This is a genomic window from Allocoprococcus similis, assembly GCF_054660775.1.
Genome location: NZ_BAAHSG010000018.1, coordinates 44,972 through 57,478, shown reverse-complemented (window position 1 = coordinate 57,478; position 12,507 = coordinate 44,972). Strand labels below are relative to the sequence as shown.

Here is a 12,507-nt window from a genome sequence, read left to right as displayed (position 1 = left end):
TCCTGTGGGAATATTTTGGATTCTCACAGGATAGTTTTTTGTTTCATAGGATCAATCTAATAAATTTTTTTCCACCTCATCATATACGATCTCAAATGGCGCCGGTCCCACATCCAGTACAGCCCTGTGAAATTCTTTCTGGGAGAATTGATTTCCCAGGGCATCTGCCATCTCCTTTTTCAATTCATAAAATTTCAGGTATCCAATATAGTATTTCAGATAATTGGCGGGACTTCCAATGATCAGTTCGTAGACACTCTGTACTGCATTTGCATCATTGATTCCGTAATCGCTGAAAAAGCGGACTGTATCAGTTACAGACCAGCCGTCATAATGAATTCCCATGTCTGCAAGCGCATAAAGTCCAAGAATGACAGAACTGTTTTTCTGGAGAAGGGATGCTTCCGTCTTAGAGAGAGGTGCAAGGTAGTAGGACATCATTTCCGCATAGGTGGCCCAGCCCTCAACGTATCCACCAAAATCAAGAATGCTCCGGATAGGATCCGGCTCAGAAGCAGAAAAATAGACGGTCTGGTACAGATGTCCGGGATAGCCTTCGTGAGCAAGGGTTGTGTAGAGATTCAGCCCTGAGGCGGTCTGTCCGTTGTTAATGTAGATGACATTTTCCGTCAGATTGTCAATGGCAGGGATCATATAGAAAGCGGGACTTAGATAATCCTGCATGGATTCCGGAATATATTTGACCTGGAAATCAACATCAGGAATTTCCGGGAATGTATCTGTGATTTTAGACCTGAGATCGTCCAGCATGGAATCCGGAGGTGTCTGCTCCAAAACGGATGCCTGGGTAAGTGCTGCGTCGGCAGGGAAGAGAACCTTCTGCATGGCATTTAGATCTTCCAGTATCTGTGCCCTGGTCATCAGTCGCAGACGGGAAACGGATTCATTGCAGCCGGTAGTCTGACGCACCAGATATTCATAGTATTTTTTTCCATAAGGGAAATGGCTAAGTCCCTGTTCATTCGTTCCTTTTCCTTTCAGCGATTTGATAGCGGTGATCAGATTTTGATAAGCCGGATAAATCTCTTCTGTTACAAGTTCCATATTTTCTTTCCGAAAAGAATCTTTTTTGTTTTCAGGTAAAAGATCCAGTGACGCGATTCGTTCATCAAATGTACTGACAAGATAATTCTCTTTACCCATATCGATAAAAGACTGGCAGGTGTCCAGAACAGAATCAACCTGGTAATCCGGCATAAAAAGACCGGAAGCAGCTTTTTTCTGCTCAAACCGGATGACAGAATCAAAATAGGCAGGCGTTTCTTTTAAGAGAGCAAGATAGGTTTCTACATCCTGTGTGTCGTAAAAGCTGTATTCCGAGAGCAGAACGGGCAGTTGGGTATGGATGCCGGATACCGGACCAAGTGGCTCCTGGTAGAGCAGATAATCCGTCCCTGTGGATGCATTTTCAAGATAGGTATCCAGGATTTTAAAGGTTAGTGCATTTTCCGAAGAAAGAGTGCCGGGATCAAATTCCTGCAGAGAAGAGAGAACATTTCTGACAGAAGCTTTCGCTGCAACGGGATCAGAAGAAAGACTGCCATATGTAGCCGGGATGTCCGCGATGCCATAGTCAGAAGGAGAACGCAAGGTATAGTGAAGACTGATGGTATTTGCGGATACTTCCGTCTGGAAGAGGCGGCGTGTGAAAGTACGGAATTGCCGGTCGGAAGATTCTGCATGCAGGGAGTTCCAAAATGCATTGCCAGACAGAAAAGAAATCAGAATGACCAGCAGACAACAGGGAAGGATCAGAAATATTTTTTTCCGGTGTTTAAGAATTAGATGAAACATAAAACTCCAGAAGAAATGATGTTGTTTCTATGTATATGATTTTGATTCCGAGAATATGTTTTTTAAACGAAACTTTACAGAAACAAAACAAGTGTCTTGTCAGATGTAAAGTGCAGTGCTATAATGGGCACTATGCTGAAAAAAGATCAGAGATGAGAAAAGAGTCAGTAAGGGAGGATCACGTTATGACAACGGTGGAAGAGATACAGAAGCTTAAGAAAGAGAAGAATGCTGTCATTCTGGCACATTATTATGTGCGGCCGGAGGTGCAGGAGATAGCAGATTATATAGGGGATTCTTTTTACCTGAGCAAGGTAGCAACGAAGCTCAAAGAAAAGACAATCGTATTTTGTGGCGTTTCTTTTATGGGGGAGAGTGCGAAGATCCTGAATCCGGAGAAAACGGTTCTGATGCCGGATATGACAGCAGACTGTCCGATGGCACATATGGCAGATGTGGAGACGATCCGGAAGATGCGGAAAGAATATAATGATCTTGCTGTTGTCTGCTATATCAATTCAACGGCAGCACTGAAAGAATATTCAGATGTCTGTGTGACATCTGCAAATGCAGTGAAGATCGTAAAAGAACTTCCGAACAAGAATATTTTCTTTATTCCAGATCGGAATCTGGCACATTTTGTAGCCGATCATGTACCGGAAAAAAATTTTGTTTACAATAATGGATTCTGTCCGACTCATGAACGGATGGAACCTGAGGATGTAGCCGAGGTGAAAAGGAGACATCCAGGGGCACAGATCGTCGCACACGGAGAATGCCGTGCAGAGCTTCTTGCGATGGCAGATTACGTGGGAAGCACATCAGGAATCATTCAGTATGTAACGGCAAGTGACTGTCAGGAATTCATTGTCTGTACAGAAGAGGGTGTTGGTTACAAGCTGAAGGAACAGAACCCGGAGAAGACATTCTATTATCCGGACAAGCTTCCGGTATGTCCGAATATGAAAAAGAATACTCTGGAGAAGGTGCTGCATGTTTTGCAGACTGGTGAAAATGAGGTTCACGTAGATGCAAAGCTTCGGGAAAATTCCAAGAAACCGTTAGAGAAAATGCTGGAGCTTGCTGCAAAATAAAAGAACCGGAAAATCAGAAATAAGAAACAATAGGTGACCGGATAAGAGAACCGGAGTTGGAGGGATAAAGTTGGAGATTAAGACAGATGTAGTGATCGTAGGAACCGGAGTTGGTGGTGCATTTTCTGCACTGAATCTTCCGGAGGATAAACAGATTGTTATGATTACCAAGTCAGATCTGGAAAGCAGTGATTCATTTCTTGCACAGGGCGGAATCTGTGTACTTCGTGATGATGAAGATTATGAGGGGTATTTTGAAGATACAATGCGCGCAGGTCATTACGAGAACAGGAAAGAATCCGTGGATATTATGATCCGAAGCTCGCAGGAAATTATTCATGATCTGATTGGATATGGGGTGGATTTTGCTAAAAAAGACGGAAATCTTGCATTTACAAGAGAAGGTGCACATTCCAGACCGCGAATCCTTTTCCATGAAGACATTACAGGAAAAGAGATCACAAGTAAATTACTTACACAAGTAAAGAAACGAAAAAATGTACAAATACACGAATTTACAACTATGACAGACATCATTGTTAAAAATGGAAAGTGTGCAGGAATTTTAGCGAAGATGCAGGACGGAGAAGAAATGAAGATCTATGCGCAGGATACCATCTTTGCAAGTGGTGGAATCGGCGGAAGATATCAGCATTCTACGAACTTCCCACATCTGACCGGGGATGCGCTTGATATTTCCGAAAAGCATGGCATCCGTCTGGAACATCTGGACTATGTGCAAATCCATCCGACCACTTTGTATTCTTCAAAACCAGGACGCAGATTCCTGATTTCAGAATCTGTCCGTGGTGAAGGTGCAGTTCTTTATAACAAAGACGGAGAGCGGTTTGTCAATGAGCTTCTTCCGCGGGATGTGGTGACAAAAGCAATCCGTGAGCAGATGGAAAAAGATGGAACGGATCATGTGTGGCTTTCCATGGAAAATATAGATAAGAATACAATTCTGGAACATTTCCCGAATATCTGTGAGCGGTGCCGGGAAGAAGGCTATGACGTGACAAAAGAGTGGATTCCGGTTGTTCCGGCACAACACTATTTCATGGGAGGCATCTGGGTAGACAGTGACAGCAGAACTTCGATGGAGCATCTGTATGCGGTTGGAGAGACCAGCTGCAATGGCGTCCATGGGGCAAACCGTCTGGCAAGTAATTCTCTGCTTGAGAGTCTGGTGTTTGCAAAACGTGCGGCACATAAGATATCAGGAGTGGAAAATGCAGTGAAGCCGGCAGTGTTCTGTAAAGAGGCAATATAAAAGAAAAAGATATGTTTAGAGTGAGGAAAAAAGAAATGAATAAGATTACGATGACATTGAATGTAGACCATCTGATAAAAGAAGCGCTGCAGGAGGACATTTCCAGTGAGGACGTGACCACCAATGCGGTGATGAAAGAAGCCGTGACCGGTGAGGTGCAGCTGATCTGCAAACAGGACGGAGTCGTTGCCGGACTGGATGTATTTCGCAGAGTATTTGAGATCCTGGATGAAAATGTGAAGATTGATTTTTATTGCAAAGACGGCGATGAAGTGAAGAAAGGTGAGCTGATGGGTGTTGTTACTGGAGATATCCGTGCGCTGCTTTCCGGCGAAAGAGTCGCACTGAATTATCTGCAGAGAATGAGTGGTATCGCAACCTATACCCATTCGGTTGCAAAGCTTCTGGAAGGAACAAAAACGAAGCTTCTGGATACCCGGAAGACCACACCGAATATGCGTATCTTTGAAAAATATGCGGTTCGTGTCGGTGGCGGATATAACCACAGATATAATCTTTCCGACGGAGTTCTTTTAAAAGACAATCATATCGGAGCGGCAGGAAGCGTGACAAAAGCGGTACAGATGGCAAAGGAATACGCACCGTTTGTACGCAAGATCGAAGTGGAGGTAGAGAATCTGGATATGGTTCGAGAGGCTGCCGATGCCGGAGCAGATATCATTATGCTGGATAATATGTCGCCGGAGGATATGAAGGAGGCAATCCGGATTATTGACGGACGTGCAGAGACAGAGTGTTCCGGAAATGTGACAAAAGAAAATATTGACCGTCTGACGTCTCTTGGAGTAGACTATATATCAAGTGGGGCACTTACCCATTCTGCTCCTGTTCTTGATATTTCACTGAAGAATCTGCATGCGGTTTAAGCTGGTCTTAGCCTGAAAATGCAGAAGCGCTTCCGCAAAAGGGAAGACGCCGGATGACAGAAAGGTAAGGAATCAGATACAGGGCAGAATTGCAGAAAAAGGAGAGTTATATCGGGATGACAGGTTCCAGACGAAGAGAAGAGATTGTCAGCAAAATAAAGAGCAGTGAGGTTCCGGTACCGGGGAAAGAACTGGCGAAGGTATATGATGTAAGCCGTCAGGTCATTGTACAGGACATTGCACTGATCCGTGCAGCCGGATATGATATCATTTCGACCAACCGGGGATATATTCTGAATGCGCCGCATTCGGTAACGAGAGTGTTCAAAGTCAGTCATACGGATGAACAGATGGAGGATGAGCTTTGTTCGATCGTAGATCTGGGTGGCAAGGTGGTAAATGTAATGATCAATCACCGGATTTATGGACATATGGAAGCACCTCTTGATGTGGCATCGCGGAGAAATGTCAAAGAATTCATGGAAGGGATCCACAGTGGAAAGTCCAGTCCGCTTAAGAATATCACCTCCAACTATCACTATCACACAGTTGAAGCGGATTCGGAAGAGACACTGGATCTGATCGAGCAGGTATTGAAGGAAAAAGGCTATCTGGTGTCAAATACGCCTTGACAAGTTTCTGATATCTGTGATAGGATTTTTTTGATATGAGAAAAGCGATGATGAAGAGAGTAGGTCTTTTGAATGTTTACAGAGAAGTCCCGCAGAGGCTGAGAGGGATGACTGGAGAAGGATTGAAGATGGCTTCTGAGCAGCGTAGGTGAACATAAGGAAGCAACGAATCAGTTTCCTGTGCAAGCGTGCGATGGGTTCCGCCCGTTACAGCGGCGAGTGCAGATATGGACTGCCAAAAGCAGCAGACTGTACCCGGTGAGATTCTTCCTGTGAGGGAAGGATGAAGAGAAGTGGTAACACGGTAATAATCCCGTCTTCTATATTTTATAGAAGGCGGTTTTTTTATATATTAGAAAATGCTCTTTTCTAATATATAAAAAACGCTCCGCGAGGATGCGCACTGCGGCGCACAAGGAAGATGTCGCAAGCGACCGCGCAGGCACCAGAATGTGCCAAGGCACATTCTTTTACTTAATAATTAAAAGAAAAAGGAGATAAAGAACCATGGCAGACAAACCAAAATATTATATTACAACTGCAATTGCCTATACATCAGGTAAGCCACATATCGGTAACACATACGAGATCGTGCTGGCAGATGCAATTGCACGTTATAAGAGAAGTCAGGGATATGATGTATTTTTCCAGACAGGAACTGATGAGCATGGACAGAAGATCGAATTAAAAGCAGAAGAAGCAGGCGTTACACCAAAGGAATTTGTAGATAACGTATCCGGGGAGATTAAGAGAATCTGGGATCTGATGAACACTTCTTATGACAAATTTATCCGTACAACGGATGATTATCATGAGAAAGAAGTACAGAAGATATTCAAGAAACTGTATGACCAGGGAGATATTTACAAAGGACACTACGAAGGAATGTACTGTACTCCATGCGAATCCTTCTTCACAGAATCCCAGCTTGTAGATGGAAAATGTCCGGACTGCGGACGCCCGGTACAGCCTGCAAAAGAAGAAGCATACTTCTTCAAGATGAGCAAATATGCAGACAGACTGATTGAGTATATCAATACACATCCGGAATTTATCCAGCCGGTAGCACGTAAGAATGAGATGATGAACAACTTCCTTCTTCCGGGCCTTCAGGATCTGTGTGTATCCAGAACTTCTTTCAAATGGGGAATCCCGGTAGACTTTGATCCGAAGCATGTTGTTTATGTATGGCTTGATGCTCTTACCAACTATATCACCGGTATCGGATATCACTGTGACGGTGAAAGTGAAGAACTGTTCAACAAGAACTGGCCGGCAGACCTTCATCTGATCGGAAAAGATATCATTCGTTTCCATACAATTTACTGGCCGATCTTCCTGATGGCACTTGGACTTCCGCTTCCAAAACAGGTATTCGGACATCCGTGGCTGCTTCAGGGCGATGGAAAAATGAGTAAATCCAAAGGAAATGTTCTTTACGCAGATGAGCTGGTAGATTTCTTCGGAGTCGATGCAGTACGTTACTTCGTTCTGCATGAGATGCCATTTGAAAATGACGGTGTGATTTCATGGGAACTGATGGTAGAAAGACTGAATTCAGATCTTGCCAACACACTTGGAAACCTTGTAAACCGTACTATTTCTATGACAAATAAATACTTTGGTGGAACTGTGACAAATAAAGGTGTGACAGAAGAAGTAGATGCAGATCTGAAAGCTGTAACAGAAAATACACCGAAGCTCGTAGAAGCAAAAATGGAAGAACTGCGTGTGGCAGATGCGATTACAGAGATCTTCAATCTGTTTAAACGCTGCAACAAATATATTGATGAGACAATGCCTTGGGCACTTGCTAAGGATGAAAGTAAAAAGGACCGTCTGGAGACAGTACTCTGGAATCTGATCCAGAGTATTTCCGAAGGTGCAAAACTTCTGGAATCCTTCATGCCGGAAACATCAGAAAAGATTCTTGCACAGCTTGGTGGCGGAAATGTAACTGACAAACCGGAAATCCTGTTCCAGAGACTCGATCTGGAAGAAGTTATGAAAAAAGTAGCAGAACTTCATCCACCAGTTAAAGAAGAGAAAGAAGAGGAAGAAGAAGGAATCGACATCGAAGCAAAACCGGAGATCACTTTTGAAGATTTTGAAAAGATGCAGTTCCAGGTAGGTGAGATCATTTCCTGCGAGGCAGTGAAGAAATCTAAAAAACTGCTCTGCTCACAGGTTAAGATCGGAAGCCAGGTAAAACAGATTGTATCCGGAATCAAAGCACACTACACACCGGAAGAGATGGTAGGCAAGAAGGTTATGGTTCTTGTGAACCTGAAACCTGCAAAACTCGCCGGAGTGCTTTCAGAAGGTATGCTGCTCTGCGCAGAAGATGCAGATGGAAATCTTGCGCTGATGACACCGGAGAAGAAGATGCCGGCAGGAGCAGAGATCTGTTAATTAAAACGGAGCAGACAAGTCGTGAGGCAGATTGGGAATATCTGCCTGATTAAAAAAATAAGAGATCAATATATCACAGAGATTGCTGTGATGTAACAGAAAAAGAGGAAACGACCACAGATAATGTAGTTGTTTCCTCTTTTGGGATTACTGTGTGTTATCGGAAGTGTCGTGAGTCGTTTTATCAGAAGTCTTTACGGAATCTGTAATACTTTCTTCACTGCTCAGTTTTGATTCTAGTCCTGCATTCTTTTCCTTGAGTGTAGCAAGCTGATTGTTCAGCTCCAGAGTCTGCGAATAGAGTTTCTTATTTGACTGATGCAGCGTATGTATTCTGCACATAGAAAAAATTAAAAGAATTGTTAAAATGATCAGTGCCACATCTTTCCACATTACTTTATTTTTCATAAAAATCCCTCCCGCTATATCCTTTTTTCTTGTGTAATTATTATACATCAAACAAAAAAATTTACCATTGTCAAAGTGCTATATTTTATAGAACAAACAGAGCAAAAATTGGGCAAAAAGAAAAGAACTGAAAAATACAGTTCTCTTCTCATTTACACCAAAAATGTGATAGAATTTTCTGCTCTACACGGGAAAGTTCTAAGTTTACAGAATATCAATATATTCTCCAGCCAGCGCCTTATTCATACTTCTGACCGCACAGAATTTACCACACATACTGCAGGTATCGCTATGGTCATCTTCCGGTTTACGGCTGTCACGGATGGCTTTTGCTGTCTCCGGATCGAGAGCACATGCATACTGTGCTTCCCAGTCGAGGACGCGGCGGGCATCCGCCATCTTGTCATCGATATCACGCGCATGTGGGATTCCTTTTGCAATATCAGCTGCGTGAGCAGCGATCTTGGAAGCAATGATTCCCTGCTTGGTGTCATCTACGTTTGGAAGTGCAAGGTGTTCAGCCGGTGTGACATAGCACAGGAATGCGGCTCCGCTCATTGCAGCAACAGCGCCACCGATGGCTGCAGTGATGTGGTCATAACCCGGAGCGATATCTGTTACCAGAGGTCCAAGTACATAGAAAGGTGCACCCATGCAGATGCTCTGCTGTACTTTCATGTTCGCAGCAACCTGATCCAGCGGCACATGTCCAGGACCTTCTACCATAACCTGTACATTGTGATCCCATGCACGCTTGGTCAGTTCTCCGAGGCGGACGAGTTCTTCAATCTGGCACACATCAGTAGCGTCAGCAAGACATCCCGGACGACAGGCATCACCAAGGGAAATGGTAACATCATATTCTTCGCAGATGTCGAGGATTTCATCGTAATGCTCATAGAATGGGTTCTCTTCTCCGGTCATGCACATCCATGCAAAGACAAGACTTCCGCCACGGCTTACGATGTTCATTTTACGTTTATGCTTTTTGATCTGTTCGATGGTTTTTCTTGTGATTCCACAGTGAAGAGTGACAAAGTCAACGCCATCCTCTGCGTGAAGACGGACAACATCAATAAAATCCTGTGCAGTAAGAGTTGCCAGGTCTCTCTGATAATGGATGACACTGTCGTAGACCGGTACAGTTCCGATCATAGCCGGGCACTCGTGTGTCAGCTTCTGACGGAATGGCTGGGTATTACCGTGACTGGAAAGATCCATAATTGCTTCTGCACCGAGATTAACGGCACTCATAACTTTCTGCATTTCAATATTATAATCTTTGCAGTCGCGGGAAACGCCTAAGTTGACATTGATCTTGGTACGGAGCATACTTCCGACACCTTCCGGGTCAAGGCAGGTATGGTTCTTGTTGGCACAGATGGCAACCTTGCCTTCTGCGACAAGCTGCATCAGCTTTTCAACAGGCATATGTTCCTTTTTTGCTACGGTTTCGATTTCCGGAGTCAGAATTCCTTTTCTGGCAGCGTCCATCTGGGTTGTGTAATTTCTCATGTTGTTTTGCCTCCGTTTCTTATTGGTTTGTGAGTATCACAAAAATCTGGCGTCAGCAAAACACGGACAGCGTACACGAAAAAAACCAGACACAGCCTGATGGGTACACTTCCAGTTCGGAATGATAGAATTGCTAACGCCTTTGTCGGAAAATTTCCGGCAATGAACAGGATTTTATTTGAAAATCTCTGCCTTTTATTACGCGATACAAGGTGGTGTCCCCGGTGTAACGCGGTTTCATTTACAGCAGAGTGCTGTAAAAATGAACGATGATTATGCTTCGCGGATCTGAGACATAACGCCGCCTTTTTCCAGAACTGTGATCAGGATGAAAGCAAGGATGCTTCCTGCGACAGTGGAAATAAGGAATGGAACGACATAAACGAAAAGTCCTGCCGGCGCAATTCCCATCAGATACAAAGCAACCGGATAAGCGGCAAGTGCGCCAAGGAATCCGGTTCCGATCGCTTCGGCAAGGCAGGTAAGACTTAAGATGTGGCATTTTTTGTAGACAAGACCACAGCATAAAGCACCGACCATGCTTCCCGGAAAAGCCATAAAGCTTCCGAGACCGAGCAGATTGCGGAGTAAACTTGCACAGAATGCAATGCCAACGCCCCATGCAGGACCAAGTGTTACGGCGGCAAGAATGTTGACCATGTGCTGTACCGGAGCGCATTTGCTTCCGGCAACCGGTACGCTGATAAAGCTTCCGACGATTGCAAGCGCGGTGAGAACACCGGCAAGTGCGAGTTTCTTTGTTGTATTATTTTGTTTCATAGTAGAGTTCTCCTTCCTTTTAAATAAAAAAGAAACCCCACACCTGAGTGGAGTTCCTGCTGTCCGTAATCACTGAACACATCATCTTCGTGTTCCTGATATGTCATGTAAAAAAATAAGAGATGCGGAGGCATCTCTATCAAATACATGGTATACATTCCCTCCGTTGGCATTATCCAAATCAGGTTACAGGTCGGGACAAATAAATCCCCTCTCAGCCGGTAATCTCCAGCTCCCTGGTACATATGAACTTGTACAAGTAGAATTATAGCGCGGCAAGCCGGATTTGACAAGAGGAAATGAAAAAGTATCTCAGAAAAGACATTGTGCAGAATCAGAGTAGATTTTTGTATAATAAAAGACGGACAGAAGGTTCTGCCCGTCCGGAATTTCATTACCGTCTTATGTAGAATACAGCAGAGATTAGCTGAGTTCTACCTTTAAAGCATCTTCCGGTTTGAATTCATTGTAAAGGTCATAGATGTTGTGTCCGGTAGACTCGCTGAGGACACGGCCTTCCAGAGAGTAGCAGCGGATGAAACGCTTTTTGTCGATTGCTGACCAGTGCTCTACATCCCAGCTCATGTATCCGTCTTCGTCAGACTTCTTTTCTTTCAGGTATACATCAACCTGACGTCCTTCTACCATAATGTCTACAAGTTTCTTTGTGTCGGCTTCCAGCTCGACATTGTTTACAGTGTCAAATACTTTCATTTTAAAATCCTCCTATAATATCTGATCAGAATCTTCAGAAATATATTCCCCATACATTTGCAGATGTGATCTATTTGCACTATCTATAGTATACATAGAAGAAACCGGATAAGCAAGTAAAAAAAGTGACTATTCAGCGGCTAAGAATGTGTGGTATACTTAGAACATCTGAGAGCAGTCAGTAAAAAGAAAGCGAGACGAGGAAAATGATATTTGATACACATGCACATTATGATGATGAACAGTTTGACGAGGACCGGGATGAGCTTTTAAAATCTATGTCGGATCTTGGAGTCGGAACAATCGTGGATGTAAGTGCGACTTATGAATCCTGTGAGAAGGTTCTGGCACTTGCCGGAAAGTATCCATATGTTTATGCTGCAATCGGTGTGCATCCGGATGAGGTTGGAGAACTTAACGAAGATAAGATCCAGCATATGAAAGAACTCTGCCGTAACAAAAAAGTGGTTGCAGTCGGAGAGATCGGTCTGGATTATTATTGGGATAATGAACCGCATGAGGTACAGCAGAAGTGGTTTATCCGGCAACTGAAGCTCGCGGGAGAAGTAAAAAAACCAGTAATCATCCACAGCAGGGAAGCTGCCGCAGATACCATGTATATCATGAAAAATTATGCACAGGGGCTTGGCGGAGTTATTCACTGCTATTCCTATTCGCGTGAAATGGCTGAAGAATATGTGAAGATGGGATTCTATATTGGAATCGGCGGAGTCGTCACATTTAAGAATGCAAAGAAATTAAAAGATGTCGCAGCTGCAATCCCGATCGAGAAGATCGTGCTGGAGACAGACTGCCCGTATATGGCACCGGAGCCGTACCGTGGCAAACGGAATCAGTCTTCTTATATCCGGTATGTGGCTGAGAAAATTGCAGAGTTAAAAGAGATGAGTCTGGAAGAAGTGATTGCTGTGACAGAGAAAAATGCGAGAGATCTGTACGGCATCTAAGACGCAGGC

11 protein-coding genes and 1 riboswitch are annotated in these 12,507 nt (G+C 44.0%); of the genes, 6 read left to right on the top strand and 5 right to left on the bottom strand.

Features of this window, described 5'->3' with window-relative positions:
* Window positions 1–51 precede the first annotated feature (51 nt).
* The gene (locus ACYQ5K_RS09515) at window positions 52–1,815 is read right to left on the bottom strand and encodes a DUF885 domain-containing protein (RefSeq protein ID WP_459777494.1); all 1,764 of its coding nucleotides are present in this window, start codon (window positions 1,813–1,815) and stop codon (window positions 52–54) included.
* 185 nt (window positions 1,816–2,000) lie between these two features.
* On the opposite strand from ACYQ5K_RS09515, the gene nadA reads away from it, so the two are divergent.
* From nadA to metG, 5 genes are all read left to right on the top strand, one after another.
* Window positions 2,001–2,909: a quinolinate synthase NadA gene (gene nadA / locus ACYQ5K_RS09510; protein WP_173688826.1), complete on the top strand. Its 909-nt coding sequence runs from the start codon at window positions 2,001–2,003 to the stop codon at window positions 2,907–2,909.
* Between the two features lie 70 nt (window positions 2,910–2,979).
* The gene (locus ACYQ5K_RS09505; protein ID WP_459777493.1) at window positions 2,980–4,182 is read left to right on the top strand and encodes an L-aspartate oxidase; all 1,203 of its coding nucleotides are present in this window, start codon (window positions 2,980–2,982) and stop codon (window positions 4,180–4,182) included.
* Between the two features lie 35 nt (window positions 4,183–4,217).
* On the top strand, window positions 4,218–5,069 hold the full coding sequence (gene nadC, locus ACYQ5K_RS09500) for a carboxylating nicotinate-nucleotide diphosphorylase (RefSeq protein WP_195231012.1): 852 nt from the start codon (window positions 4,218–4,220) through the stop codon (window positions 5,067–5,069).
* A gap of 116 nt (window positions 5,070–5,185) precedes the next feature.
* On the top strand, window positions 5,186–5,701 hold the full coding sequence (locus ACYQ5K_RS09495) for a transcription repressor NadR (protein WP_118218414.1): 516 nt from the start codon (window positions 5,186–5,188) through the stop codon (window positions 5,699–5,701).
* A gap of 507 nt (window positions 5,702–6,208) precedes the next feature.
* Window positions 6,209–8,113: a methionine--tRNA ligase gene (metG, locus tag ACYQ5K_RS09490; RefSeq protein ID WP_195231013.1), complete on the top strand. Its 1,905-nt coding sequence runs from the start codon at window positions 6,209–6,211 to the stop codon at window positions 8,111–8,113.
* 147 nt (window positions 8,114–8,260) lie between these two features.
* Here metG and ACYQ5K_RS09485 read toward each other — a convergent pair whose 3' ends face one another.
* From ACYQ5K_RS09485 to ACYQ5K_RS09470, 4 genes are all read right to left on the bottom strand, one after another.
* A complete protein-coding gene (locus ACYQ5K_RS09485) occupies window positions 8,261–8,521 on the bottom strand; it encodes a hypothetical protein (RefSeq protein WP_195231014.1) in 261 nt (86 codons plus the stop codon).
* Between the two features lie 204 nt (window positions 8,522–8,725).
* On the bottom strand, window positions 8,726–10,036 hold the full coding sequence (gene thiC / locus ACYQ5K_RS09480) for a phosphomethylpyrimidine synthase ThiC (RefSeq protein WP_195231015.1): 1,311 nt from the start codon (window positions 10,034–10,036) through the stop codon (window positions 8,726–8,728).
* Between the two features lie 273 nt (window positions 10,037–10,309).
* Window positions 10,310–10,816, bottom strand: a complete 507-nt coding sequence (gene thiW / locus ACYQ5K_RS09475) for an energy coupling factor transporter S component ThiW (protein WP_173688832.1) — start codon at window positions 10,814–10,816, stop codon at window positions 10,310–10,312.
* 141 nt (window positions 10,817–10,957) lie between these two features.
* A riboswitch (TPP riboswitch) is annotated at window positions 10,958–11,065 on the bottom strand.
* Window positions 11,066–11,239: 174 nt separating this feature from the next.
* Entirely contained in the window at window positions 11,240–11,530 is a 291-nt protein-coding gene (locus ACYQ5K_RS09470; RefSeq protein WP_195479164.1) for a hypothetical protein, read from the bottom strand.
* A 206-nt stretch (window positions 11,531–11,736) separates the two neighbouring features.
* Between ACYQ5K_RS09470 and ACYQ5K_RS09465 the strand changes: the two genes are divergently transcribed.
* Entirely contained in the window at window positions 11,737–12,498 is a 762-nt protein-coding gene (locus ACYQ5K_RS09465; RefSeq protein WP_459777492.1) for a TatD family hydrolase, read from the top strand.
* Window positions 12,499–12,507: the final 9 nt, after the last annotated feature.